The organism is Streptomyces sp. JW3, assembly GCF_052216785.1.
In the GTDB taxonomy this organism is placed as follows: Bacteria; Actinomycetota; Actinomycetes; order Streptomycetales; family Streptomycetaceae; genus Streptomyces.
On record NZ_JBQOUX010000059.1, the window covers coordinates 14,926 to 40,525 of the forward strand.

23 protein-coding genes are annotated in these 25,600 nt (G+C 70.0%); 21 read left to right on the plus strand and 2 right to left on the minus strand.

What is annotated here, in order from left to right; translation table 11 throughout:
- The first annotated feature begins 62 nt into the window (after positions 1–62).
- The 4 genes from ACTT8P_RS23025 (at position 63) to ACTT8P_RS23040 (ending at position 5,808) form a co-directional block, all read left to right on the plus strand.
- On the plus strand, positions 63–1,844 hold the full coding sequence (locus ACTT8P_RS23025) for an ATP-binding protein (RefSeq protein WP_442833596.1): 1,782 nt from the start codon (positions 63–65) through the stop codon (positions 1,842–1,844).
- Between the two features lie 707 nt (positions 1,845–2,551).
- Positions 2,552–2,833 carry a hypothetical protein gene (locus ACTT8P_RS23030; RefSeq protein WP_442833597.1) on the plus strand — a complete coding sequence of 94 codons (282 nt, stop codon included), beginning with the start codon at positions 2,552–2,554 and terminating at the stop codon, positions 2,831–2,833.
- A 212-nt stretch (positions 2,834–3,045) separates the two neighbouring features.
- The gene (locus ACTT8P_RS23035) at positions 3,046–3,375 is read left to right on the plus strand and encodes a hypothetical protein (RefSeq protein ID WP_442833598.1); all 330 of its coding nucleotides are present in this window, start codon (positions 3,046–3,048) and stop codon (positions 3,373–3,375) included.
- A 1,023-nt stretch (positions 3,376–4,398) separates the two neighbouring features.
- Positions 4,399–5,808 carry an SUKH-4 family immunity protein gene (locus ACTT8P_RS23040; RefSeq protein WP_442833599.1) on the plus strand — a complete coding sequence of 470 codons (1,410 nt, stop codon included), beginning with the start codon at positions 4,399–4,401 and terminating at the stop codon, positions 5,806–5,808.
- Between the two features lie 26 nt (positions 5,809–5,834).
- Here ACTT8P_RS23040 and ACTT8P_RS23045 read toward each other — a convergent pair whose 3' ends face one another.
- A complete protein-coding gene (locus ACTT8P_RS23045) occupies positions 5,835–6,266 on the minus strand; it encodes a hypothetical protein (protein WP_442833600.1) in 432 nt (143 codons plus the stop codon).
- A 109-nt stretch (positions 6,267–6,375) separates the two neighbouring features.
- Between ACTT8P_RS23045 and ACTT8P_RS23050 the strand changes: the two genes are divergently transcribed.
- From ACTT8P_RS23050 to ACTT8P_RS23090, 9 genes are all read left to right on the plus strand, one after another.
- On the plus strand, positions 6,376–7,029 hold the full coding sequence (locus ACTT8P_RS23050) for a hypothetical protein (RefSeq protein ID WP_442833601.1): 654 nt from the start codon (positions 6,376–6,378) through the stop codon (positions 7,027–7,029).
- A 199-nt stretch (positions 7,030–7,228) separates the two neighbouring features.
- Positions 7,229–12,028, plus strand: coding sequence for a toxin glutamine deamidase domain-containing protein (locus ACTT8P_RS23055; RefSeq protein WP_442833629.1), 4,800 nt, complete (start codon positions 7,229–7,231; stop codon positions 12,026–12,028).
- 70 nt (positions 12,029–12,098) lie between these two features.
- The gene (locus ACTT8P_RS23060; protein ID WP_442833602.1) at positions 12,099–13,103 is read left to right on the plus strand and encodes a HEAT repeat domain-containing protein; all 1,005 of its coding nucleotides are present in this window, start codon (positions 12,099–12,101) and stop codon (positions 13,101–13,103) included.
- A 944-nt stretch (positions 13,104–14,047) separates the two neighbouring features.
- Entirely contained in the window at positions 14,048–15,451 is a 1,404-nt protein-coding gene (locus ACTT8P_RS23065; protein WP_442833603.1) for an SUKH-4 family immunity protein, read from the plus strand.
- A 106-nt stretch (positions 15,452–15,557) separates the two neighbouring features.
- Positions 15,558–17,195: a hypothetical protein gene (locus ACTT8P_RS23070; RefSeq protein WP_442833604.1), complete on the plus strand. Its 1,638-nt coding sequence runs from the start codon at positions 15,558–15,560 to the stop codon at positions 17,193–17,195.
- An 18-nt stretch (positions 17,196–17,213) separates the two neighbouring features.
- On the plus strand, positions 17,214–17,405 hold the full coding sequence (locus ACTT8P_RS23075; protein ID WP_442833605.1) for a hypothetical protein: 192 nt from the start codon (positions 17,214–17,216) through the stop codon (positions 17,403–17,405).
- A gap of 280 nt (positions 17,406–17,685) precedes the next feature.
- Positions 17,686–17,961 carry a hypothetical protein gene (locus ACTT8P_RS23080; RefSeq protein ID WP_442833606.1) on the plus strand — a complete coding sequence of 92 codons (276 nt, stop codon included), beginning with the start codon at positions 17,686–17,688 and terminating at the stop codon, positions 17,959–17,961.
- A 2-nt stretch (positions 17,962–17,963) separates the two neighbouring features.
- Positions 17,964–18,932 carry a WXG100 family type VII secretion target gene (locus ACTT8P_RS23085; RefSeq protein ID WP_442833607.1) on the plus strand — a complete coding sequence of 323 codons (969 nt, stop codon included), beginning with the start codon at positions 17,964–17,966 and terminating at the stop codon, positions 18,930–18,932.
- A 43-nt stretch (positions 18,933–18,975) separates the two neighbouring features.
- Positions 18,976–19,593, plus strand: a complete 618-nt coding sequence (locus ACTT8P_RS23090; protein ID WP_442833608.1) for a hypothetical protein — start codon at positions 18,976–18,978, stop codon at positions 19,591–19,593.
- A gap of 50 nt (positions 19,594–19,643) precedes the next feature.
- Here ACTT8P_RS23090 and ACTT8P_RS23095 read toward each other — a convergent pair whose 3' ends face one another.
- Positions 19,644–19,928 (minus strand): hypothetical protein, encoded by a 285-nt coding sequence (locus tag ACTT8P_RS23095; RefSeq protein ID WP_442833609.1) that lies wholly within the window; start codon positions 19,926–19,928, stop codon positions 19,644–19,646.
- 98 nt (positions 19,929–20,026) lie between these two features.
- Here ACTT8P_RS23095 and ACTT8P_RS23100 point away from each other — a divergent pair, with 98 nt between their 5' ends.
- From ACTT8P_RS23100 to ACTT8P_RS23135, 8 genes are all read left to right on the plus strand, one after another.
- Positions 20,027–20,341 (plus strand): type VII secretion target, encoded by a 315-nt coding sequence (locus ACTT8P_RS23100; protein ID WP_442833610.1) that lies wholly within the window; start codon positions 20,027–20,029, stop codon positions 20,339–20,341.
- Positions 20,342–20,371: 30 nt separating this feature from the next.
- On the plus strand, positions 20,372–21,118 hold the full coding sequence (locus ACTT8P_RS23105) for a WXG100-like domain-containing protein (RefSeq protein ID WP_442833611.1): 747 nt from the start codon (positions 20,372–20,374) through the stop codon (positions 21,116–21,118).
- A 27-nt stretch (positions 21,119–21,145) separates the two neighbouring features.
- A complete protein-coding gene (locus ACTT8P_RS23110; protein WP_442833612.1) occupies positions 21,146–21,571 on the plus strand; it encodes a hypothetical protein in 426 nt (141 codons plus the stop codon).
- Between the two features lie 227 nt (positions 21,572–21,798).
- A complete protein-coding gene (locus tag ACTT8P_RS23115) occupies positions 21,799–22,023 on the plus strand; it encodes a hypothetical protein (RefSeq protein ID WP_442833613.1) in 225 nt (74 codons plus the stop codon).
- Entirely contained in the window at positions 22,023–23,261 is a 1,239-nt protein-coding gene (locus ACTT8P_RS23120; protein ID WP_442833614.1) for a putative T7SS-secreted protein, read from the plus strand. Before ACTT8P_RS23115 ends, ACTT8P_RS23120 begins: the two co-directional genes overlap by 1 nt.
- Positions 23,262–23,289: 28 nt before the next feature.
- Positions 23,290–23,994, plus strand: a complete 705-nt coding sequence (locus ACTT8P_RS23125; RefSeq protein WP_442833615.1) for a hypothetical protein — start codon at positions 23,290–23,292, stop codon at positions 23,992–23,994.
- Between the two features lie 34 nt (positions 23,995–24,028).
- Positions 24,029–24,691 carry a hypothetical protein gene (locus ACTT8P_RS23130; protein WP_442833616.1) on the plus strand — a complete coding sequence of 221 codons (663 nt, stop codon included), beginning with the start codon at positions 24,029–24,031 and terminating at the stop codon, positions 24,689–24,691.
- 5 nt (positions 24,692–24,696) lie between these two features.
- A complete protein-coding gene (locus ACTT8P_RS23135) occupies positions 24,697–25,278 on the plus strand; it encodes a hypothetical protein (protein ID WP_442833617.1) in 582 nt (193 codons plus the stop codon).
- Positions 25,279–25,600 lie beyond the last annotated feature (322 nt).

The window sequence follows — 25,600 nt, forward strand, 5'->3', positions numbered from 1 at the left end:
CATGGCCGGGGGCACCGCGCGTGGTGGTACTGACGGGAGATTCCGGCAGTGGTCGCTCCCGCTTGCTCACCGGATTCCTGATGCTGTGCGATCCGGAGTCGCGCAAGGAACTGGATCTCGATCAGCTCGACCCGTCAAGCGTGCCCCCTGAGTTGCCTCCGCCCGCCGCCGCGAACGCGCGCGGACTGACAGCCCGGCAATTCCTCTGGGCGCTCGCCGATCACTTCGAGCTCTCAGCGGATCGCGCCGAGGGCGTCTACGCGGAGTTGGCGGCCACCGGCGACATGAGGGCACTCGTCGTCCTGGACGTGGACCAGGCGGGCCCGGTCCGGTACACCGACGAACCCTCAGTGCTCGTGCGCCAGGTACTGAAGCCGCTCGCCGCCCTTCAGACACTGCGGCTGGTGGTGGAAGTGCCGCGGCGTCTCGTCCCGGAACTGACCGCGGGCCTGCCGGCGGGCACGGCGCTCGTCATGGACCTCGACGAGCCGCAGTGGGCCGACGCCGAAGGGCTTGCGCGGCATGCGGAGGCGGCGCTGAGCCCGCGTTTCGCCGGCCTGGGCCTGCCGTTCACGGATGTTCCGGAGGCTCGCCGCGCCTTGTCCACGGCCATAGCGCGCCGTGCGGGCACCAGCCCGCTGGTGGTGCAGCTTGCCGTCCAGAGCCTCCTCACCGCTCCGGAGGGCTTCGACCCGGCTGACGAGAGCCGGCTGCCGACCTCCGTCACCGAAGCCCTCGACCTGCACGCCGCACGGCTCGGCGCCGACCCGCGGACGCTGCGGCTGATGCTGGCCCCACTCGCCCTCGCCGAGGCCGACGGCATGCCCGCCCACCTGTGGGCGAGGCTGGCGAGCGCGGTCGCCGAACAGGACATGGACCAGGCCATCGCGGACGGACTACCACTCGTCGCCCCCTTCATCCAGCCCTTGCCACCGCACACGGACCGCGACGGCCCCGAAGGCGGTCGGCGTACGCTGCTGCGTCTCCTTCACCCGGCCATCGGCGACGCCATCCGGGCGGGCCTGCCGAACATCCGCACCGCTCAGACCAGGATCGCGATGGCGCTGCTGGAGGCCGTCCCGGAGCAGGACTGGAGCAAGGCCGATCCGTACGTACGCGACCACATCGCCGGTCACACTCTCGAAGCCGGCCTGCTGCCCCAACTCCTCACCGACCCCGGGCTGTTCGTCTACGCCGATCCGGTACCGCTGCGCGCCGCCATCGAGTCCGTTCCGGCTGAGGCGCTGGGCGCGCCGGCCCGCACCTATCTGCGGGTGGCTCCTCTGCTCATCCGCAACGAGGTCTCCGCGGCCTGGCGGGCCGCTCTGTTGGAGACGGCGTTCGTCGAGGACGGGCTGTGCGAGTATGCCGAGGCCCTGCACCGCCGCTTCGCACTGCCGTGGCAGACCCTGTGGAGCCTGCCTGTCGCCGGCATCAGTGAGGTGACACTCGGCAGCATCCCCGGTGCGCAGCTGGCCGCGACCGGGGTGGCGGTGCTCGTCGTGCCGCCGGGGACTCCCGGTGCGCGGCAGGCTGAGGGGACGAGCGGGTCCACGGTCCTCGTTCACGGCCTGCTTCCCCAGGACGATCCGGGCGACGCGGACCTCGGGCAGGTCCTGCGCCCGACCGAGGAGGAACGTGCCGCCTCTCCCTGGGGACTGAGCCGCGGTGCGGACTATCTGCGCGTCTGGGACAGAGCGAGTGAGGAGGTCGTGGCCGTGCTGATCTCCGACATCCCGTTCGTCTCCGCGGACCTGTCTCCCGACGGGGTGCTCGTCGCCGCGACGGAGCGGGGGGCGAACGCCCTCCGCATCCGTACGGTGGAGGCGGCGACGGCCTCGTAGTAGCACCCGCAGTCCCGAGCGAGCCTCGCCCCGGCCGGCCAGGAGCAGGCGTTCGCCCGCGCCGGCCGCTGGCTCCCCCCCCGAGGCTCGGTACGGGCACACCGCGAGGTGCGGGCGCGGCAGTCCGAGCTGGGCCGGGGCGTCCCGGCCGCCCCCGCGACGCCCGGGCGCGGCCCCCGAGACCGGCGCCGTGCGCCCGGTCGTGGTCCGCCATACCGGCAAGCTGACGGTGTGGCCGTCGGTACTGGCCCGGACGTACCGCCGAGCCCGGCAGCAACCCGCCCCGGGCCGCAGAAGCAGTCCGGCCTGCGGCGGGCCGAAGTTCGGCAGGGGACCCGCGACTGCTCCCCTACGGGTGTGCACGGGATGAACACGCGTGCACACCGGAACGCCCGCGCAGCGACGACCGATGCCGAGCCGGACGCAGCCCGAGCGGAGCGGAAGGCGGCACGGGCCCCGTGACCCCTGAGGCAAGCCCGTCGCGAGTGGAGTACATACTCGTCAAGGGAGACCCTTCCAAGACCGACGGCCGTCACCAGGACTACAGGACGAAGCGGTTCGACCTCAGGACGGAAGTGGAGAAAGCACGTGCTGCAGGTTCCACGACATGAGTTCCCGACGTGGTTCGCCGAGCGGATCCTCGCTAGACGCGCCGGCGCCTGGCGCAACGCCTCCTGGCTCGTCGGCATCTGCCGCGAGGAGAACACATGACGGGACCGTGCTCGTATCCCGTCACCCTGCTCAGGCAGGCCGCCGGAGTGCTTGACGAGTACATCCACCGCTGGGCAGCCCTCCAGGCGTACTGGCGCGAACTCCCCGCACCCGGCGGCGGACTGGTCGCCGCGGCAGCGGGCACCGATTCCTCAGTGCCCCGCCACGCACCCCACGAAGGCGTCCTCCACTCCAAGCGTCCCCCGACGGACCCGCTGCCCCAGCTCGCCCGCGCTGAGACCAGGACAAGTTCAACACCGAACTGGCCGAAGCCGTGACATGACCCAAGGAGTTCCGGACCTGCGGCGGGGACCGCGCAGTGGCCACAGACGGCCTGGTGGCCCCGGCCGCACTGGGGATGGCCTGCCTCGCCCGGCTGGCCGTCCAGGCCGGATTCACCCTCACCGTCGCATAGAAAGCACCTGCCGAAGCACCTCTCCGAAGGCGCACGGCTCCACGAAGTCCCCACCTGACACCCCAGGAGCACTCCATGACCTCTGACATCCCCGCCCCGCCCCCAACCGGCCCTCCCACCAGCCCGGAGGATGCCGTACGGATCGTGCGCAGCCGTTTCGCCCAGCCGAAGGCACCCGACGGCTCACCCGCGGAACTGAGCGCGCACGAGTTCGACCTCGGGTACCTCGTCTACCCCACGCCCAGCCCCGTCGAGCCCAGCCCCGACCGCCCCGCCGCGCCCGCCCCGCCCGGCGGATCCAAGGTCATCGTCTCCAAGGCGACCGGTGACACCATGACCGTTCCGAACTATCCGACGGAACAGGCCATCGCCCTGTACCGCACGATCCGCGCCCGCGACAACTGACGGCACCGGCCGCCCCGGCTCCGGCCGGGGCGGCCGACGGCCTGGCCTGAGATCGAGTCGGATGACCTGTTCGTACCTTCTCTCGACGACGGCTGGCACGGCTTTCCCACGCAGTCCAGCGCACCGCTCACGCACGACACGGTCTGGAGCCCGTGTTCCCGCGCCCGCGCCGGCTGCGCACCTCGTCCCCGCACCGACGGGCACGCAACGCGGTGCCACCTGCCCTGGCACCTGGCACCTGGCAACCGGAGTGGTCGAGTACCCCGGACGTCCTGGTCCCGACGGGCAACTCACCGACCCGGCCCTGTTCGCGCACGCCGATCCGGTGCCGCCGCACGCCGCCGTGGCGGCCGTACCCACAGAGTCGCTCGGCGCGCCGGCCCATACCTACCTGCGGACGGCTCCGCTGCTCACTCGTACCGAGCTGCCCGCCGTGCTGCGCGCCGTTCTGCTGGAGACCGCCTTCGTGGCGGGCGGACCGCCCGAGTACGCCGAGGCCGTGCACCGGCTCGTCCTCGACCTGCCCTGGCAGACGCTGTGGAGTCGGCCGGTGCCCAGTGCCAGTGCCCGAACCGTCGGCAGCCTGCCGGCCGACGGTTCGGGCCCGGAGTCCGGATCGGCGGTCCGGGTGCAGGGGCTGGTGCGTCCGGACGACCTCGGTGGAGCGGGGGTCCGAGCTCGGTCTCGGGCTGGTCCGGCGGCCGTCCGAGCGGGAGCGGGCCGAGACTACGCTGGGCCTGAGCCGTGGCGCCGACTGTCTGCGCGTCCGGGACCGGGTGAGTGGGGAGGTGGTGGCCGCGCTGATCTCCGACACGCTCTTCACCGTCGTCGATGTGTTCCCGACGGCATCCTCCTGGTCGCCACCGAGCGCGGGGTCAAGGTCCCGCGCGTCCTGCGGACGGAGCCGACGCTAGCCTCTTAGCCGCATACGCTTCCACAGCCTCTTAGCCGCATACGCTTCCACGCCCCTCCCCCCTCTCTTCTCCTCTCCCCTTGACCGAATATCTTCGAAGGAGCCTTCTCGTGACCAGCCAGGAGCAGGCGCTCGCCATCGCCGAGCGGTGGCTCAATCCGGACGGCTCAGCCGGGCCCCGGCGCGAGGTGCGGATACGGGAGTTCGATCTGGGCTGGGTCGTGTGGGCCGCGCCCGCAACGTCCGAGACCGACCCGGAGACCGGTGAGCGACGGCCGCCCGCCGAGATCGGTGCCGCATGCGGGGTGGTGGACCGGCGTACCGGGGAACTGACGGTGTGGCCGTCGGTGCCGGTGGACGAGGTCGTCCGGATGTACCGGCGCAAGCACGGCGGTGACGGTGCGGGCGGCGCCCGGACGGACGGGGACCAGGGCACCGCCCGGACAGACGGGGACCAGGACGGCGCCCGGACAGACGGGGACCAGGACGGCGCCCGGACCGGAGGCGTGCCCCCGGTCACCGGCCCCGGGAACACCGCGGTCTTCACGTACACCGACCCGGCCACCGGCGAGGAGACCACCCTCTTCCGCACGTCCGGCCCCGGGTTGCCCCCCGCCGAGTACCAGGCCTGGGGCGAGCTGCGGCGCCTGAACGTGTCCGCCGACGCCGTCCTCGCGATCCACACCGACCTGCGTCCCGGTCTGCTCCCCGGCGGCTACCCGGCCGAACTCCTCAATGCCTTCCGCAACGCCCAGCTCTCCTGCTCGCAGGAGTACGGGGCACGGCCCGAGACCCGCGCCGCGGGCATCGCGGCCCTGGTCGAGCAGGTGGAGACCATGCACCGGATCGCCGGGCGGCAACCACCGCCCCGACCGCACCGGCTGCCGGTCCCGGACCGGGTGCCGCCCGCCGAGCCGATGGACGACGCGGCTCTGGGACGGCACCTCGCCGAGGTCTTCGGCACGGACGGCATACGCCGTTACGACGTCGGGACGCTCGCCGACACCCCGCTGCCGGGGGCCGCCAAGGCCACGCTGAGCACGGCCGGGCTGCCCGCCGATCTGCCGCTCTTCTTCACGGCCGACCGGCCCGAGGCGCCGCCGGCCGGCGGCCTGTTCACCGATGTCGCCACGAACCTGCGCGCCCGGCGCAGCCCGGCCGGCGAGGAGCGGATCGGCGCGCTGGCGCACCTGGTCCGGGTCGGCTTCGACGGGGTCGCGGTGATCACGGTGCAGTGCCCGCCGGGTGTCGGCCGACCGGACGGGTACGGCACCGTCTGGGCGGTGGACCCGGTCACCGCCGAGGCGCGGTACGTGAATGTCTCGGCCGCCGCCTTCGCCCGCTGCCTGGCCCTGCTCGCCGTCGCGCGGCAGCGGATGCGGGGCCTGGATCCGGTCGCGGCCGGGGCGGAAGTCGCCGCGCTTCAGGAGCGGTTGGCGGCCGTGGACCCGTCCGCGCTGGGCGACGCGGACGCCTGGTGGTCGTTGATCGTCGAGCAGATGTGGCACGGGCTGTTCTAGCGATCGGCGATGTGGCGGTTCCGCGCTCAGTACAGCGAGAATCCGCCGCTGTGCCGTCCCTGGGTGCCCTTCCTCGGCTGGGCCAAGTCCCGCTGCGGCTTCCCCGGTCCGGGCGTCGCCGTGCCGGGGCTGCCGTCCGCCGGTGGCTCCCCGTGCCGGATCCGCTCGCGTTCCTCGTCGGAGAGCGACTCCCATCGCCCGCGCAGGGACGCCATGCCTCCGCCGCCCAGGGCGCGGGCCATGGCGGGATCGTCCAGGGCGTCACGCAGGGCCAGCCGTCCGGAGAGCAGCCGCTTCGCCGCGTCCTGGAGGTCCTTGTCCGCGCCATCGGCTTGGGAGAGCCTGCGCAGGGCGGAGTTGAGCGAGCGGATCTGGGCCGGATCCAGTGCCTCGTCCAGTACGCCCCGCTCCGGGGCGGGGTCGGGCCGGTCCGGTGTCCTGTCGGGCTGCCCTGTCATGTCGCCGCCTCCTCGCTGGTCCGCACTACTCGGCACCTGAAGTATCTCCCGTCACTCACGAGTGCCATGCTGACCTCTTCGGCGGTCGAGGAGAAGGGTGGGCGGCGTCATGGCTCGAACGCGCGGCACGGAAAAGGGCCGTTCTTCCTACGGCCCCTCCGGTCTGGTGGCCCGGGCCTTCGGCCGCCTCGGGCGCGCGGGCGGTCTGGTCTTTCTGCTGGCGGGGCTGCTGCTGAGCGGCTGGGGCGGGTACCAGGGGGCGTACCTGGCGGGCTGGGCGGGCACCCACGGCACGCTGACGGTCGAGCGGTGCGAGGTGAGCTACCCGAACAACGCCTCGCGCAGCAGCCGCAAGAACCGTCGGCCGGTGCGGTGCGAGGGCACCTTCGTGTCCGACGACGGCAAGAGCCGGGACCCCGAGGCCGCGGTGCGGGTCCGGCAACGGTTCGCCGCCGGCACCGAGTTGTCGGTGCAGCAGACGGATCCGCCGTCGACGTCCGGGGCGTCGGACGCCGACTACGCGCAGAGCAGCACGGGCCGCGCCTGGCGCTGGTTCGGCGCCTTCTTCGGGGGCTGGGTGCTGACCGGGCTCGGCGTCTTCTGTCTCGCCACGGGGTACGCCCCGTTCGGCCGGAGCCGGGTCTCGTACGACGCGGCGTGGGAGGCGTCCGGGCGGGGTGTGACCCGGCCGGTCGTGCTCGGGATGCTCGGGGTGGGCGTCGTAGGGGCCGGAGTCTGCGTCCTGGTCAGCTACTTCGTCTGACCGTGCGGTTGCGGCGGATCGCCCCTGGGCGGTCGGGACGGCGCGCGGGCCGTTGCAGCGAATCTGTGACGCGGGGGCTCTGAAGCCGACGGCTGGTACTCCGTACACTCTTGCGGACGGCTGTACTCCTGTGTGACTTCCTTGGCCGGTCGGGGGAGTTGGACAGCCGTGTGGTGCGACGGGGGTTGCTGCTGTGTCGATGATGCTGCCGGACGAGCTCGAGTGGGTCCTCGAAATGCTCGGCTACCGCTGGCCGACCGCCGACGAGGACAAGCTCCGCGAATCCGCGCAGCTGTGGCGGCAGTTCGGCGACGACGTCACCCAGCTGCACACCGCCGCCAACACCAGCGCCCGCACTGTCACCGCCCACAACGCCGGCGAGTCCATCGACGCCTTCACCAAGGTCTACGCCAAGTTCGACGGCGGCAGCGGCGGTGACGGCTACCTCGCCGACGCCGCCCAGGCCGCCCACATCATCGCGGGCGTGATGGACGCCTGCGCCTACCTCGTCGAGTTCGCCAAATGGGCCGTCATCGCCCAGCTCATCGCGCTCGCCATCGAGATCGCCGCCGCCCAGCTGGCCGCGCCCTTCACCTTCGGTCTCTCCGAGGTCGGTGCGCTGGGCGCCACCCAGGCCACCCGCCTGATCGTCCGCCGACTCCTGGACGAGCTCAAAGAAGCCCTGATGGAAGCCATCGTCGAGGCGATGAAAGAGCCCGCGGTCTCCGCGATCGAGGCCATCATCACCGACCTGGTCCGCCAGTCCGTCAACGTCGGCTTCGGCGCCCAGCAGGGCTACGACCTCTCCCAGACCGCCAAAGCCGGCGCCCAGGGCGGCTGGGAAGCCATCAAGCAGACCCCGCAGACCCTTGTCGAAGGCGTCCGCGACAGCCTGGGCTCGAAGGCCGGCAACAGCGCCCACCACGCCATCGACAGCCGCATCAACGGGTACGGGAACTCCTCGTCGCAGACTCCGGGCAGTGGCGGTACCGGCTCGTCGGACTCTTCCGGGTCGTCGTCCGGCTCCTCGGGGTCAGCCGATTCTTCGGGGTCGTCCGGCTCAAACTCCTCGTCGTCATCGACTCGTTCGGGCATCGGCAGCGGCATCTCCGCCGACACCGGCGCCGCCACCGTGGGAGCGCCGGACATCGGTTCCGGGCCCGATTCCGGCTCCGGCACGGATTCCGGACAGAGCACGGGCTCCTCGGACACGTCCTATCCGAGACCCACTCCCTCGTCGACCGGGCCTACGCTGTCCGACTTCGACGACCCCAGCCCCGGCACCACCGCTACCAGCACCCCTGGCAGCAGCAGTACGGCGGGGTCCTCCGGCACCTCGCACACCGGGGGTGGGTCCTCGGTCTCCGGCCTCTCCTCGCCCACCCCGCACTCCGCGCCCGCCCCCACCACGTCCGGCGGCAGTGTCTCCTCCTCGTCGGGCAACGGCGGCGGCATCAGCACCAACATCGACAGCCTCGCCGCCAGCGTCCCCACCCAGCACGCCACGACCCCGACGCCGACGCCGACGCCGACAGCGGACCCGTCCCCCGCCGGCACCGGAAGCCGTACGGACAGCGGCTCGGCCATGCCGACCTCGCCCACCGCGCCGACCACCACGGGCGGCACGACAGCAGGCACCCGCCCCGCCACGCACACCCCCGGCGCCGCGTCCTCGACGGCCGGCCCCACCAGCCCGACGACGCAGACCGGCCCCGCACGCACCCCCACCGCCGCCGCCCCCGCGACCGGTTCCGCCTCCGGGACGGCCACCGCCACCGGCCCCAACCCGGCCACCTCGGGCCCGGCCCGCACCCCTGCCGCCCACACCGGCACCACCACAGGACCCGCCTCCACCCCGCAGTCCACCCCGGCAAGCACGCCGCGCACCTCACCGAGTACGCCGAACACGCCGTCCACCTCCACGTCGTCGACGAACGCCCGGACGACAGGAGCTGACGGCCGCATACCGGGGACGCCGGACAGCCGACCGGGGACGACGGACAATCGAACGTCGGACAGCCGTACCCCAGGAAGCACAAACCCCCGCACCCCAGGTACGGCGGACAACCGCACCCCGCACCAGACCACCCCCCACACCACCCCGACCGGCCGCACCCCGGCACCCAACACCCCGGAGAGAACCGGCACCCCCTCCCCCTCCCCCACCCCACGTCAGAACCCGAGCACCCCCTCGGCCACCACCCAGACCCCGGGTCAGGCCACCCCGGCGCAGTCCGCTCCCGCCAGGACCACACCACCGTCCACCGGCACTCCCGCGACGACACCCCCCACCAACCCCGACCGAACCCCAACACCGTCCGGCCGGACAGCAACCCCCACCTCCCAGCCCAGCACCACCACACCCCCCGCATCCCCCACCCCCGCACGCCCGCCCCACCAGCCCACCGGCAACAACACCTCCGCCCCCGGAACCCCCGGGACCCCCACCACCCCCACCACCCCCCGCACGCCCAACACCCCCCAACAGCCCGCCGCCCAGTCCGCACCCCCGCAGAGCACACCGCACCCCCAACAGCAGCCAAGGGACAACAACCAGGTCACGGCCGCACCGATCCCGACCCCCCTGCGCACCCCCGCCCCGGCCCCCGCCCCCAGCGCCTCCCCCACCCAGGCAGCCCCCACCTCACCCCAGGCACCCGGCTCCCCGAACACCGGCAACCCCGCCACCCCGCACCACCCCGCACAGGACAGCCTCCAGGACATCCGCACCGACCTGGACCACTCCCCCGGCGGCCTCACCCCACCCGACCCCGCCGACCAACAGGCCCTCACCAACGCCGTCCCGCACGACGAGAACGGCACCCCGCAACGCTTCCCCGACCCCTTCGGCCCCTGGACCCAGCTCCAGAACGACGGCGGCCCCACCGTCACCGGCCGCAGCAACAACTGCGCCGACTGCTCCCGCTCCTTCCTCGAAACCTGGTACGGCAACCCCCAGGTCAGTGCCGCCCGCACCCCCGACACCGACGCCGGCGGCAACCCCGACACCTGGTCCCCCGAAGACAACGCCAACGACAACCAGATCCGCTGGACCGGCGCCACCCACACCTACACCGGACCAGGCGGCGACCCCAACACCGCCGACACCATCGCCAACACCCTCCGACAGGCCGGCCCCGGATCAGCCGCCATCGTCCAGGTCGACTGGCCCGGCGGAGGCGGCCACGCCTACAACGCCGTCAACCACAACGGCACCATCATCTGGATCGACACCCAGAGCGGCCAGGTCAGCCACCAGCCCCTGCACATCGACCAAGCCACCCACGTCTGGCACATCCCCCTCAACGCCAACCGCAATCCGATCGACACCACTCAGAGCACGCAGCAGGTGTCGGGCAACGCCTCGGTCAGCGGACCCGCGACCCAGCAAGCCAACCAGACGGATCCCTCGGACGAGAGCACCGCACACGCGACCGGTCCCGCGCGGAAGCCGGACACCGCCCCGGTACTCGGTGACGCATCGCCTCCCATCGACGGCACCGGCCGGTCGCCGTCCGACCAGGGGCCGCGCACGGACGGCCGGACGGACACCGAAGACGACGCCGCGGCCCGCCCCGACTCGAACGCGACGAGCAGACGCGACGACATCGCCCAAGGACCTCAGCGCCCCGCCGGGCAGGACGTCGGCCACCACGGCGGCACCTCGGACCCCGCCGGTGACAAGGACGACTCGAAGGACGCCGACGATCACCCCTACGCGGAGCCTCACGACCGGGGCACCAGTGACACCTCGGACGAGAGCCGCCGCATCACCGATGACGGGCCGGGCAGTGATGTCTCGCGTACTCACGAGACACCGGAGGGTGAGAAGTCCAGGGAGTACGGCATCGAGCCCGACGCGCTGCAACAGAGGCTGCGTCTGGAGCAGGACGTCCACCGGGTGGAACTCGACCGGGTCCACGACCGGCTCGACGACTGGGCACAGTCGGGTGCTCTCGCGGACGTCATGCGGACGACTGCGGGCAACGGCCCTGACTCGGCGTCCGACACGCCACGGCGTTTCACCAGGGAGCGGCTCAGCACCAGTCTCCCCGGTTTCCGCGATCTGTCCCCCGGGGAACAGCAGGCAGTCGTGGCGTCCCTCGCCCGGCTCAGTCTCTCCTTCCACCAGGAACACGCGGTGGGCCGCAGCCCTGAACACATTCCGTTCCCTTACCGGAACGAGGGCGAGAGCGATCCCGACAAGGACACCCCGGACCGCGGCGCCAAGCTCTCCAAGGAGTCGCTGGGTGTACGGCTGCATCGCATGGCAATGAACGCACTGTTCAAGAGAGCGGAGTTCAAGAACCTGCCCCCCGAGGAACTCAAGGAGATCAGGCGCCACGGGCCTGACTTCAGTGGGAAGAACTATGCGGTCCTGGAGGTACAGGGCCCGCCGCCGGACCACGACATCGAGTACATCGTGGACTCGTCCGTCCCGGCCAACCAGAACTTGAAGGGAGTACAACCACGTCACTCGGAGCGCCACTTGCTCGACTGGCTCAAGCGCATGGACCCGGACGGAACGAAGTACACACCCCTCGGTCTGTATACGGAGCGTGAACCGTGCGGAGAGGGGCAGGGGCACGCAAAGTGCTCCGACACCCTCCGGGACGAGCGACTGAGGGGCATACCGATCCACTACAGCACGACGTACCGTGACGATCCGGTGGGCGTGAGCGAACGCGGAACGATGGCGGACAACAAGAGGGAAGCCCTGAAGCAGATGAAGGGGCTGTCCGACGAGGACACCAGGAAAGTCGCCGAAGAGGTATGGCGCAAACACTACGGGCACGACCAGGACGGCCTTGACAAAGCACTGAAAAAACTGGAGGGAAAAAGCGGGGACGCCCTCCGCAAGGCCATTCGCAATGAGTTCGACGCCCAACGCAAGGGAAATACGACCCACACAGAGAATGCCATCAGCGCCGAATTCGAACGCCACATCACCGCCTTGCAGGAGACCTGGCAGAAACTTCGTACCGACATTCTGAGCTGAACGGTGGCGGGGATTCACCGTTCCCGCGCTTTGACCCTCTCCCTCTCACCTCACAACTAGGCTGTGCACCATGCCAGATATCATCAACGCTCTTGTACGGGACCTCTCCGACGGTGATCGGAGCGTGCGGCAGACCGCGGAGGAGCGGCTGGTCGCCCACGGCGCGCAGGCGGTCGACAGCCTGCTGCCCCATGCCGGGGAGGACGGGTCTCCGCTCAAGTGGGGCGCCGAGTCCGTCCTGCGGAAGCTGGGCGACGAGGCGTTGCCCCGGCTGCGGGAGATCCGGCGGCAAGGGCCGGGACCTCTGCGCGCCGCCGCCCTCAGGGTCCTGGTCGATCTGGGTGGCGCCGAGAACCTGGCGGAGTACGACCGTCGCGCTGTGGAGCGACTCGTGCGGATCAAGCTGAGGGACGAACTTCCGGTGCGCCTCCCGTCGGACGCGGGCCGCTGGCTGGCCTTCCCGGCCAACCGGATCGACGACGCCGTAGCCGCTCTCGGCCTGTGCGACCTCCGGCCGGCCACCACGGTCATGGGTATGGACGCCACCACCCGAGCGACCGACTCCCTGGAGTTCCAGGACGCACAGGGAAAGACACAGACCGCCTACCGGGTGTTCATCACGCCGTCGTTCGAGACGTGGCTCTCCGAGGTGCCCATCCAGCACTGGTGTCTGCTGTGGGGAAACGCGTTCATCGACCAGCTCGACGGCTTCGCACTGGCCGACAGACTCAGCGAACGGTGCGGTGAGGCCCACCTCTACATCGTCGATCCGTACAACTCCGCCGAGAACTGGTACGTCTCCCGCGCCGGCCACCGGGTGCGCAGCTTCGGCAGTTACGACGAGCCCCGGTTCCAGGGTGAACCGCTGCCCTTCGAGGTGGAGTACCTGGAGGACGCCGACGAGGACGAGAGCGCGGAGTACGCCGAGGGTGTCCCGTACGCCCGCACGGCCGCCGACCTGCTCTCCGTCGAACCCGGCCGGATGCCCGCGTCCGCGACACAGGGGCACGGCTGGCTGGCCACCACCCATCCGGAGGCACCCAACTTCCGTTTTCCGGGGGCCCTGGCCGTGTAATCGATCGTGGGCGTACGGAGATCCTCCCAGTTCACCGAGGAAGCGGAGGAGGATCGCCGACCGGCCGACGGATCTCCGAGCAGCTTGATGGTCCGGCTCCACTACCTCCCGAAACTGCCATGACCGCTTCTGCCAGCGATGGAAAGCGAACCCTTCCTTGCCCGATTCAGTCCCCCGGCCATGGCAACGCATCGAAGCCTGGCTGACCCTGCCCGCGCGCAGCAGGCTAGTGTTCCTCGTCACCGGCACCGCCGGTTCCGGCAAGACGCGCTTCCTCGCCGACGCACGCCGCCGGATCACCCGTTCCGCCTGGATCGACTGCCGGGGCCTGACCGCGGACGCCGTGGCCGCGGAGATGCGTACGGCATGCCGGTCCGAGGACGTCACCGGAAGCGGGCTGGTGATCATCCTCGTCAACGTGCAGTACGCCGGGGAACTGCTGACTTCCTCCGAGCCACAACGCATCGCCGGCACCCTGGCTCCCGGATTCAGACGGTTCGGCACCCGCCAGGTGTGGGTGACGGCGGAGCACGATCCCGAACTGATCAGAACGTCCCCGAGCTCCGGGTACGAGGTCGTCCTGCCGACGCCGTCATCCGCTGGTCCCCCGGTCAACGGGAGCGACGGGAGGGACGAGAGGGACGAACTGCTGCTGGACGCTCTGGCGGTCGCCGAGACCCGCGAGGTACCCCTGCCGGTCTGGCACCTGCTCTGTACGGCCGCGGGAGCACCCGCCACCACCGAGGAGCTGTCGGCTCTGCCCGGGCGGCGACCGGACACCCTGGTGACGGCCACCGAGGACGGCACCGGCACCCCCGTCGTGAGCTTCATCTCCGACGCGTCAGCGCATGCCCGCCGGCGGCTGGCCGCCGGACGGACCTGTGGCTCGCTATGGCGCCCGGGCGTTGCCGGTGCACGCGGCTCTGGCGGGGACGCTCTCCCGTGTGACGGAGAACGGCTCGGTCCTCGCGCGCTGCGAACGAGCCGGACTGTACGAGGCACTTCGGGCAGCCCATCCCGATGGTGTCCCGTACGCGAGTACCGCCGCGCTGGTGCACTACCTGGAGGTGCAGGGCATCACCCCTTCCTCGCACGGCGAGTGGGTGGCGTGGCTGCATCATGCCGCCCTGTCGGCGGGCCGTACCCGCCTGGCCGGCGAACTCCTGCACGCGGGAGTGGACCTTCCCTGGCACACGGTGTGGTGGCGGTGGCGCCCGGCCGGCGTGTTCGGTGCGTGGCCGGGCGAGGCGGGCCGGGTCGACGAGGTTGGGGTGTCGGCGACCGGACCCACCCTGCGTCTGGTCACCGCGCGCGACACCACCACGGGGAAGCACACCGGGCCGAGGTACACGTATCTCCGACAGGAGTGGGACGCCGCTACCGGCGCTCCGGTCGCCGCACCCGTCACGGTGCGCGGTGCCATCATCGAAGGCGACGGGGACTGGGCCGGTCCCGGATCACCCCTCGCCGGCGACGCCGTCGTCTTCGCACGGCACACCGCCGACGGATGGGAGAGCACATCCCGGCTGCCTTCCCCGCCGCCGCGCTGCCCGGTTTCGGTCACCCACGGTGTCCACATGGACGGCATCTGGGTGTTATCCGGCACGTCAGGTCTTTTCGCCGTCGCCGTCACGCCAGTGCAGCCCGCTCCACACCGCCCGCCCTTTCCCGCCAGGGCCCTGGTGGCACCTCACTGCCGGTCCGCGCTGTGGCCCCTGCCCGAGCGCGCCGCGGCAGCACTACGCGGGGAGGGAGTACGGGAGGACTGGCTGGAGGAGACGTTCGGCGGGGGATCCTGCCATCGCCTCGACGGCGGCCAACTCCCGCCGGGACTGCGTGAGATGGCGGCCCGCCACTTCCTCACCACCACCGGCCTGCCCGAGATCCACGGCTTTCTGCACCTCGCCATCACCCCGCGCGGCGATCGGCCCTTGCACGAAGTGCCCTGGCCCGGCCGGGGGCGAGACGTACCCCGCCATCTCCGCGCCCGCAGCGCGGCACCGAGCGACGGCCCGTTCTACGAGCTGGGCACCTGGATGTACTCGAACCTGCTGCTGGACGGCCGTACCGGACGGGTACTGCGGGACACCACCGGCGGCATGGCCGAACCACTCGCCGGCAGCAGCCTCCCGCAGTTCTTCGCCATGGTCCGGCTGTTCGACGAGTTCCGCAGGTCACACGGCCCTGACGCGCCCGACCACAAGGACGCCCGAGCCGGTCTGCGCGCCTGGTGCGAGGAGATCGACCCGGACGCCGCGCACGGTGAGGTATGGACCAGCGTCCTCGAAGGCTTCGAGTTCGAGGACGGCACCTGGGATCTCGCCAGGTACGGCGACGACACCCTGTGAGGACCACGCGGCTCGGCACTGGAACTGGCACTGGAACTGGAACTGGAACTGGAACTGGAACTGGAACCGACGCTATGCGGGGGCACCTTCTGTGGACAAGTCGACCATGACGACCACAGCCCTCGACAACTCGGACGAAGCCGCTGACCGCCTGCACACATGGGCGGCCGATTCCTCTCCCGACCGCGGTTTCCTCTTCGTCGACGGGCCGGCCGGTTCGGGCAAGACCGGACTCTTGCGGGAAGTGGCGACAGCCACGCCCGGAGCATGTGTCGTCGATGCCGCAGGCGCCTCCACCGAGGCGGTGCTGGACGAGGTGATGCGGTCCCTCGGCGTCTCGTACGGCGACTACCGCAGCGCCGAGTTCCTCGCGGAGGAGATCAAGGAACAGGACCCTCGGCACTCCCTGGTCTTCGTCACCAACACCCAGTGGGCCGGGCGGACCCGGTCGACGACCGAGCCCCTGCATACCGCGGAACACCTCGCGGGCACACTGGGCATCGACTTCAAGATGACCGGCGTCCGCCTCGTCATCGAAATCGACAGCACCGTGCAGAGCCTGGGCCCACGCGTCCGCCAACCCCTGCTCCTCGCGCCACCGACCGGCACGATCCGTCGACCGGACCTCAGCGCCCTGCCGCCCGGATATCGCACCGCTGCCCTGGCCCTGGCCCTCGCCGAGCCCCGCGAGGTCCGGTTCGCGGAATGGCAACTGCTCTGCTCCGCGCTCGGGTCAGAGATCGGTATGGGTGAACTGCGCTCGGTAGCGCGCGAGTTGTTTTTCGTCACGATCACGGAAGGCGACTGCGACTTCCGGGTCGCACTGGCCCACCACTCCGACTGGCGTGACCTCCGTGCCGAGGTGTCCGACGAGGACTTTCATGCCTTCCAGACCGCGGTCGTCGACCGCCTTCTCACCTGCGCGGAGAACGGCGCCCTCGCCGACTATCGCGCCCGAGCCCTGCCCGCCCACGCCGCTGCCGCCGGCCGTTTCGAAGAACTGCTGTCCCTCCCCCGCCTCGTCGCCACCTGTCGCCACAGCGCCTTGATCGAGGCGTTGCCCGTCGCTTTCCCGCACGGAGTCCCGGCCGGTACTTTCGCGGCGGATCTGCACTACCTCGACGCCCTCGGCACAGCCCCGTCCTCGCACGCGGAATGGATCTCCCTGCTTCATCTCGTGGCACTCAGCCAGGGCGACCAAGAACGGGCCCAGTCCTTGGCGGAGTCCGCGGACCCACTGCCCTGGCGTACCGTCTGGACCAACTGGCGCGCCCCCGGGTGCCTCACCCGTCAGAGCCCGCGCATTCCCGCGGTCGACCGTGTTCGCGTCGCCCCCGTTGCGGGCCCCGACACGGTCACCAGCACCTTCGCGACAGGCGGCAGCGCGGTCTGGGACGCGGCCACCGGACGACCGGCAGGGGACGGTCCCGACGTGAACCGAGTGGTCACCTCCCGGCCGGTGGAGTGGACGAGGTATCGCTGGAAGGACGCTTCGCGGGCCCGGCTCCGCCGACCTCCTGGAAAACCATCCCCCCTCCGCGCCCTGGCGTCCGCCGAACTCCACGAATCCCTGTGCACTGCTGGACCTTCTTGGACGCCGCGCTGGGCGGACAGCACACCGACGAGAGGCTGCGGGCCACGGCACGGCGCCTGCCCCAGGTACTTACCTGGAGGAGAATCACCACGGCACACTGACGGTGAGACTGACGTCCGACGCGTTGAAGTCACTGCTTTGGAACACTGAACCGCTCACCTCGTCACCATGGTCCGGCTCTACTACTGGTGGTTCGCCTCCGACTGGCCCATCGAGGATACGGAAACCGATCTGCGCGCCTGGCTCGCTCGCATCGACGCCGACGCATACGCCACCCAGGGCTGGCAACGCGTCCTCGAAGATCACAACTTCACCGATCGAGTCGGAGAAATGACCCACCCGGCGCCACTCGCCCGCTGAACGGGGCGGCTCCCAGCCTCGCGGGCACCCTGGGCAACGCCTCGGAGGTGACCGGCGTCCGCGACCCCGCCGCCGCGGCCGGCAGGAACTGGGGGCACGTGCTGAACGAGGACAACTCCCCTCACCTGTAGACAGGTGGGTCCCCGTCCCCGCGTACGCCGCTCCGATTATCCTGCTTCACAACAGCAACGCCGAGCGCACGGCACGTACAGCACGCACAGCACGTACACCACTCACGGGGGACCTCATGGGCCAGGGTTTTGACGTACAAAGCGATGCCTTGCGGACATACGCCCGCCGCACCGAACCCGACGTCGAGCGCATCCAACGCATACGCAACCGGATCCAGCAGTTGGAGCTCTCCGCCGGCACCTTCGGCAAGCTGCCCGAGTCGGACGAGCTGAAGGCCGACTACGACACCAAGCAGCAGGACGGGATCAAGGACCTGGGCGACGCGGCGGACGCGCTCCAGCAGATCGTCGACGCGGCCCGGTCGACCGCGGACAGTTACGACGGCAATGAGCAGAGCACGGCCGCCGGCTTCGGGGGTGCGTGATCGTGGACGTCTTCAGCCGCCTCGGCATCAGCTTCAGCGGGCCGTTCTCCGGCACCATGGACGAGATCGTCCGCGGGATCATCAGGCAGTTCGGTCTCGAGGACGACCTGGAGAAGGTCAGCGGCGACAACGAGAAACTCACCGAGACGGCCGCCGACTACCGCCAGGCCGCCCGTGACCTGCGCGGTGTCGTCCAGGACCTGCAAGCCGAGCGGAACACGCTCCTCACGCAGTGGAGCGGTGAGGCGGCCGACGCGTTCAGCAAGAAGTCGCTGGCGTTCGAGAAGGCGCTGGACGGTGAGGCCGACGACATGGACACCGTCGCCACGCTGCTGGAAACGGCCGCGGAGGCCTGCGCCACCGCCGAGCAGCTGATGATCGACCTCATCGTCGAGATCATCGAGACGGTGGTGGCCGCGGCGGCCACGACGGCCATCCTCTCCCTGCTGACGGCCGGCGCGGCGGCCGCGATCGGACCGCTGATCACCGCGGCCGGCGTCGCCCAGAAGGCACTGAAGGCCGTCAGGATCACCGCGAATCTGGCTGACAAACTGAGCGATCTGGCCAAGAGCCTCAAGGCCATCAAGCGGGCCGAGAAGCTCGCGACCGAGTTGAAGAAGCTGGGCGCCGGCAAGAAGAAGGCCGAGGACGCCTACCGCATGGGCCTGGCCCGCTACCGCGGCAAGGTGGACGGCATCGAGGCCGGCAACCAGGCGGACCTGGCCCAGTACGTGGCCTACCAGGCCGCCAAACGCGGGGTGAAGAAGGGCATCGTCACCCCGATCGTCGGCCAGGACGTCGGTGACGCCGCCGGGCAGGTGTACGCGGAGTTCGCGCCCAGCGACGCCCCCGGCGCGGCGCCGAAGGAGGCGACGGCCTACGACACCCGCCCGCAGTCGCAGAGCTTCGACCAGCGGATGGCCACGGCGGAGACGAGCACCCAGCGCAAAGTGCGGGAGGATTTCGGGTGACCGGCGCAGGCGGTGACGGAACACGAGACATGGGAGGGCACGCATGACTTCGGCCGGGGCCGACGCCGCAGTTCGCAACCTGGTGACGACCGCGCTCCGCGGCGAGCCCGTGACCCACCTCCAACCCGTGGCGCGCCACTCCCAGGTACCCAAGCCACCGAGACGACGACGCCCGCACCCCCGCGTACTGACCGGCACCGGCGCCCAGCTGTCCGGCGGGCAACGGGCGCTGGCGGGAGCCACCGGCTTCGTCGCCTGGCTCACCGACCCGCTGCACTTCCTCGGCGAACTGCTCCTGGCACCCTTCCGAGGACTCAGGTGGCTGTGCCGGGGCAAGGAGAAGCGCCGCCGGAACAAAAGGTTCGCGGGGGGATGGGACAGCGCGGCAGGCGGCCTCGGGGCAGCCATGTACGTGCACGGGAACCGCGTGGTCGCGCTCGGCCGACGCCAGGTCTTCCTGCTGTACGTCGGTGCACACGAGGCCGAGATCGCCTGGTCGGTCCCTCGTGAGGAGGTGACCGGTGTGGAGTTCGCCTCCTGGGACCCGTCCACCGAGCAACGGGCCACCCTGCGCTGGCACTTCCGGGACGGCTCTTGGTACGACGTGACGGCGCGGGGCACCGGGTGGAAGCAACTGGTCGACGCCCTGCCCACGCGCTGAGGCTCCACCGGAGCGGCTCAGTTCAACAGCAGGATCACCATCACCGCGCATCAGTTCAGCAGCAGAGCCATCACCGCGAACCAGACCACGTCGGCGCCGAGGGCCACGATCGACCACGACCACACACGGTTCCGATACCCCTTCACCGCGGCCACCGCGGCCCCCGCCATCAGCAGCGGCCCGGCGATCCCCACGAAGACGGCGCCGCCGACGAACAGCAGGGCCAGGGAGCCGAGACCGCACATCGCGGCGAGCAGCAGGGAGAGTCCCAAGAGGTTGATCCTGATCCGCTGCCACACCTCGGCACGGGGTTGTTGACCGTACGCTGCGGACAACGGAGAACGGTCCAGTTGCCCTTGAAGGTCATCATTATTGCGGTTCGGCATGTGGGGTAACGTACCGCAAAGCCAGAATCGAGCACGGGGGCGAACACATGGGATTCGACGTTCAGCCGGACGACCTCGACAGCTTCGCCGCGCAAGTGGGAAGAGCTGCCGAAGACGTCCAGCACGCCGGGCGGTACGCCCAGCAGAACGGCAATGTCGCAGTGTCCAACGAGGGCCTTTTCGGGCTGATCGCGGGAGCGCACGGCGGTGTACTGGAACGGGTGACGGCGGCTCTCACTCAGGCGGAGTCCGTATTGCGCGGCGCCGGACAGGAACTGTCCAAGAGCGCTACGTACTACCGCGATACCGATCGCGACAGCGCGGCCGGTATCGACGCCACCTACCCCACCAGCAAGCGCTAGTCCGCTGTGCACGTACTTGGAGGATGCTGAGTGTCCGGGTTCAGTGACGTCGCCGAACCGGCGAGCCGTCTGACGTCTCCCAAGACGCCCGAGGAGTTCTCCCAGGGTGCGCTGCTCGATCTCTTCAACGACATGAGCGACTTGGTGAGTCCCACGTACTGGATCACCGAGGCGTACAACGCGGTGTTCGGATTCAATCCGCTCGACGAGGTGATCCAGTGGTTCGCGGGCGACTGGGAATCCTTCGCCAAATGTGCGGAGGTCTGGGAGAACATCGGCAAGTCCTGTGATGACATCGCGAAGAATCTGACGTCCGGCAACACGGTGCTGGATTCGACGTGGAACGGACACGCCGCCGACTCGGCCTACGTCTACTTCGACGAACTGGCGAAGAAGCTCAATCAGAGCGGCGAGACCTTCGATTCTCTCGCCGACACCTACAAGTACCTCGCACAGGCCGCCTATTCGGCGGCCGAGGGAATCAAGGGTTATCTCGGCGGCATCCTCGACGGTCTGATCATCGTGGGTGTTGAACTGGCCGCCGGAACACTGCTGTCGTGGACCGGCGCGGGTGCCCTGGTGGGGTACGGCCTGGCCGCCCTGGAGATCACCCGCATCCTCAAGCTCTGGGGCGACGCCACCCAGACGATCGGTACCGCGCAGGCCGTCGTCAACGGCGGGGTGGGCACCCTGGAGGGTCTCGGTGCCGCCATCTACGGCCACCTTCAGAACTTCCCCCAGGTCGGCGGTACGTACGACCACCCGGCCGTCGCTTAGCGGGCCGGGCGAAAGGTGACGCGAAGCATGTCCGACAAGGGCAAGGACAAGGAACCGCAGATCGGCGACGCCGACCTGCTGGACATCACCCATGACGAGGTCCGGGCCAGGGCCCTGCGGAAGTCGCTCCAGCGGCTGGCGGACAGCCAGTCGGGCAACGGCGCCCTGCAGGAGATGGCCCGCGAGGTCCTCGCCGGCCGCGTCGGCCTGCGCGAGGCCCTGCGCGTCAGCGCGTACTCGGAGGCACTCGGCGAGCGCGTCGCCCAGGCCCGCGAGGAGTACGAGCGCCAGTCCCCTGAGGAACGGGAACAGCAGCGGGCCGCGGCCGTGCGCTACCTGAAGGCCCAGCGCGAGGAGATCGAGCGGGAGCGGGAGGAAAGGCAGGGCGGACATGAACAGCGCTCCGACCGCCCCGGCACCGCCCGGCACAGCGGTCGGGACTGGCGGCTCTAGGACGGCCTGCCGGAGCTCCAGGCGAGACGCTCAGTGACAGCCTGTATGGTGCCCGAGGCGTCTGGGTGATCGTCTGACTGCCCAGACTCAGGACATCCGGAGTCGAATGGGAGAGTCCGGCCCATGGGGGACCACTTCAAGACAGACATCGGGCAACTCCAGCAGTTCCTGACCCGGTTGGAGAGCTACCCGACGAGCTGAACGAGGCACGCACCGCCCTCGCGCACGTGCGCGGCGACCAGATCGGCACCGCACGGCTCGACGAGGCCTGTGACACGTTCCAGGAAGAGTGGAAGTACGGGTCCGACAAGATCAAGGAATTGATCGACTCGGTCAAGGACGGCGTGGAGTCCAACAAAAAGGGCTACGAAGAGGTCGAGGACGCTCTGGAGAAGGCCTTCCAGCAGATCGCGGCGCAGACCACCTCCGGGGGCACCGGGGGGAGCAGGTAATGGCCGCGAACCCGTACCCCCACATCGGCTGGAACCCCGTACCGGGTGTGCCGGCCGAGGTCCTGAAGCTGCGGCAGAAGGTGGCCGCGGCCGCGACGGCCCTGGAGAACACCCACCGGCAACTGACGAAGCTCACCGGTGAGAGCAGTTACTGGGAGGGCGACGCGGCGGACAAGTTCCGCGAGTCCCTCGACGGTGACCTGACGAAGTACATCAAGAAGGCCGCCTCGGCACTCAGGTCCGCCGCGTCCCAACTGCACAAGTGGGACGGCCAGCTGGGTGCCAACCGAGGGCTCGCGAAGAAGTACGACGCCGAGGCGGCCGAGAAGAAGGACGCGGCCGACCAGGCCAAGCGCGGCTACGACCAGGCCGCCCAGCACCCGGACCTCAAGCTCGCCGGCCAGACCTTCCCCTCGCAGGAGGAGGCCGACGCGGCGACCGCGCGACTCCGTGCCGCTGAGCGGAAGCTGAACGAGGCCAACACGGCACTCACCGCGGCCAACGACGCGTACGAGTCACTCAACCGCAAGATCAAGGAACTGGAGTCCGAGCACTCCCACGACGCCGAGCTCATCGCCAAGGCCCTGGAGAGCACGGCGGCGAAGGCCCCGGACAAGGGTTTCTGGGAAGGTGTCGGGGACGTCCTCAAGTCGGTGGGTGCATTCCTGACGGAGCACGCCGGCACCATCGGCGCCATCGCCGGCCTGCTCGCGCTCTTCCCCGTGCTGGCACCAGTGATGGCACCGATCGCGCTCGTCGCCAGCGCGGTGTCCATGGGCAAGAACTTGTCCGACGACGAATTCCGCAAGAACTTGATGTTCCAGGGAAGCGGCATGGAGATCTTCTCCGCCTACGCGTCTCTCGCCGGTGACACGGTCGGCATGATCCCGGGTGGTAAGGCGCTCGGGCTCGCGGCCAAGGAAGGGTTCGAAGGCGCGGCCGACGCCGGCATCGCTGCGAAGACCTGGGCCGGGATGAAGGGCGGATCGACGGGCGTCGGCCGCTCCGCGTCGGGCGACGCCGCCGACGCGTGGCGGGTGGCCGGCGAGTCCGCCAAGGGCTCCGCCGTGCTGATGGCGGACATCAGCGTCAACGGCATCAACGTCGGTGCCAACGCCATCTCTTCCGCGGAAAGTCTCGGCGCGTTGGACGAGGACGGCACCGAGCACAACGCAGCCGAGGGCACGAAGGCTGCTGCGACGGCACACGGCATCGCCGGTCTGCTGAACCTCGTATGACGGGATGTGGCGAGGGGAGAGGCAGCTCATGATGACGAAGCAAGTGGCCGACGCGGCAAATCTCGGTCGGCAGCCGTCCTTCTGGTACGGGCTGCCGGTCGGGTTCACGTCCCTGGACCTCCATCCGCCGACCGAGCAGCTCATGGAGGTGGTGCGTCGACTCCGCGGCTTACCCGACCAGGAACGCGATGAAGCGGATCGGGCTCTGCGCCTCTACGTGGGCATCCTCAACCTGCTCGACGCCAACCGGGTGCAGGAGTGCGCGCTGGGTGTCCATCCTGGCGAATCCGGTGGATTCACGACTTCGGTGTTCACCGTGTCGCTGGTGCCGACCTCCGGGAACAGCGCCGGACTCGTGGTGGCCGGCCTGGCGGGCCAAGCCACGGGCAGCCAGGACGAAGGCATGCGTCCGCTGCAACTGCCATGCGGTATCGGGTTCCTCTCTGAGCAACTGTCCGCCGCGCCGCAATCGGTGCGGCGGCCGGAGGTGACGGTTCCTGAGCACATCTGGCAAGGCACCATCGCGGTGGCAGCGCCGAATACCCCGGAGCTCATCGTGCTTCAGATGGTGACACCGGATCTCACCCATGCCGATGCCTATCGCGACATACTGCTCGGCATCGCCCGCACGCTGACCTTCACGGATCCCGCGCGGTCGAGGGTTGAGAGCATCACCCCGGAAACCCAGGCGCGCACCGGCGCCGCCGCAGCGATGCGGAACGACTTCGGATAGCACCAGCCGGGCTGGGGCGGATGACAGGGGCTCAATGTCGATGTCGGAAAATACTCGGGACGCTGGCGCATCGCACGCTTTGGACACCGCTGCGTTGCGGCGGACGCTGACAGCCAGAGTGTGGTGGAGCCGTATCCGCAACCTTGCGATCTTCGCGGTCATGGCGGTCGGCGGGGTGTGGCTGGGCAGTCTCCTGACGCGCTCCGGCCTGTCCTGGATTTTCGTCATCATGGGGCCGTGCGTCCTCACCGGCATGATCGGCTTCCTGCTGACGCTACGCAGCATCCCGCCCTTGGTCGTGGTCACACGTGTCTGCCGTAAAACCCTCATGCAGTATGACTTCGGCGTGTTCTGTCCAAGTACCGCCAAGGTGGACGGCGCTGACGCGACCAGAATCCGTCCGAAGAAGATGACGCTCACCCTGTCGGGCTCAGTAGTTGATGCGTCACCGCTGATGCGCATCGACCCGGTGCCCCCGCCCGGCGCCTGGCGGAATCCTTGGCCCAAGGGCATTGAGGACGGCGTGTACCTCGCCGGCGACCTGCCCTTCGGCGCGGTCGGCTACGCGCCCAGCTCAGGTGCGTTCTTCCTCATGCAACCTGATGACTGGGAGACGGCCGATCGCGACCGTAAGGCGGCGACCTCCGATCGCTTCGCCCTTGCCGAGCAGTCCGGCCTCACGCAGAGGGTCATCTAGCCCACATGACCGACACCCGCACCCACCGCCGCAGTCCCGTCACGCGAGGCATCCTCTGGTTCTGTAGCGCGATCGCCGCCCTCGTCGCCGCCTTCTGGGCCGTCACCGCTACCGCCGATCTCGCCCTGTCCGTCGGCCTCTACGGCACCCCCGGCACGTACCGGGTGAACGCCTGTTACGACACCAACGACAGCCGTAGGAAGTCCAACTACGACTGCTACGGGGACTTCACGCCCGCCGACGGTACTTCTTCCGACTCCGTCTACGTCCATCTCGAAGACACCGGGCACGACTACCCAGACGGCACCGAGTTCGGCGCACGGCAGGGACTCGAACCGGACACGGTCCAGCGCACCGGCTGGCGAGGCCTCGTCGGCGAGTTCTGGCAGGTCGCCCTCGCGCTGACCGCCCTCTGCTGGCTCGCCCACCTGGGGGTCAAGCCGCCCGCGCAGGGCAAGCAGCGCCACAACCGAGAGCCCTCGCGGCGGGAAAAGGCCGCCGACCGACTGGTCGGCGGCATCGTCATCGGCGGCGCAGTGAGCGTCCTGGCCTTGGTCGCCAACCTCGTGGACTCGTTCACCGCCTAGCGCACCGCAGCGCACCGCAGCGTGCCGCTCCGGCAGCCGTGAACGCCGGGTACGCCGCGGCCCCCGAAGAGCACGGGCGTACTGACACGACGCTCGGGCACCACTGATAATTCTCTGACGCCGCCGTTCACTTCATGGGGGACAACATGACTCAGCCGCAGCCCTTTCCGCCGCCACCGGCACAGCCGCCGCACGCCCCGCAGACCTGGCCCGCACCGCCGCCGCAACAGCAACAGCAGCCCGGCTTCGGGCCGCCGCCCGCACCGTACCCGGGGCCCGGGTACGTGGCACCGGCCGTCCTCGGACAGCCACCGGCGTACCC

Bases quoted from the DNA above. Each gene is read 5' to 3' on its own strand.
- ACTT8P_RS23075 (WP_442833605.1), top strand. From the start codon at position 17,214: ATGGTCCGGCTCTACTACTGGTGGTTCGCCTCCGACTGGCCCATCGAG.
- ACTT8P_RS23045 (WP_442833600.1), bottom strand. From the start codon at position 6,266: ATGACAGGGCAGCCCGACAGGACACCGGACCGGCCCGACCCCGCCCCG.
- ACTT8P_RS23100 (WP_442833610.1), top strand. From the start codon at position 20,027: ATGGGATTCGACGTTCAGCCGGACGACCTCGACAGCTTCGCCGCGCAA.
- ACTT8P_RS23050 (WP_442833601.1), top strand. From the start codon at position 6,376: ATGGCTCGAACGCGCGGCACGGAAAAGGGCCGTTCTTCCTACGGCCCC.
- ACTT8P_RS23070 (WP_442833604.1), top strand. From the start codon at position 15,558: ATGACGACCACAGCCCTCGACAACTCGGACGAAGCCGCTGACCGCCTG.
- ACTT8P_RS23130 (WP_442833616.1), top strand. From the start codon at position 24,029: ATGTCGATGTCGGAAAATACTCGGGACGCTGGCGCATCGCACGCTTTG.
- ACTT8P_RS23060 (WP_442833602.1), top strand. From the start codon at position 12,099: ATGCCAGATATCATCAACGCTCTTGTACGGGACCTCTCCGACGGTGAT.
- ACTT8P_RS23135 (WP_442833617.1), top strand. From the start codon at position 24,697: ATGACCGACACCCGCACCCACCGCCGCAGTCCCGTCACGCGAGGCATC.
- ACTT8P_RS23125 (WP_442833615.1), top strand. From the start codon at position 23,290: ATGATGACGAAGCAAGTGGCCGACGCGGCAAATCTCGGTCGGCAGCCG.
- ACTT8P_RS23030 (WP_442833597.1), top strand. From the start codon at position 2,552: ATGACGGGACCGTGCTCGTATCCCGTCACCCTGCTCAGGCAGGCCGCC.
- ACTT8P_RS23055 (WP_442833629.1), top strand. From the start codon at position 7,229: ATGATGCTGCCGGACGAGCTCGAGTGGGTCCTCGAAATGCTCGGCTAC.
- ACTT8P_RS23120 (WP_442833614.1), top strand. From the start codon at position 22,023: ATGGCCGCGAACCCGTACCCCCACATCGGCTGGAACCCCGTACCGGGT.
- ACTT8P_RS23035 (WP_442833598.1), top strand. From the start codon at position 3,046: ATGACCTCTGACATCCCCGCCCCGCCCCCAACCGGCCCTCCCACCAGC.
- ACTT8P_RS23090 (WP_442833608.1), top strand. From the start codon at position 18,976: ATGACTTCGGCCGGGGCCGACGCCGCAGTTCGCAACCTGGTGACGACC.
- ACTT8P_RS23110 (WP_442833612.1), top strand. From the start codon at position 21,146: ATGTCCGACAAGGGCAAGGACAAGGAACCGCAGATCGGCGACGCCGAC.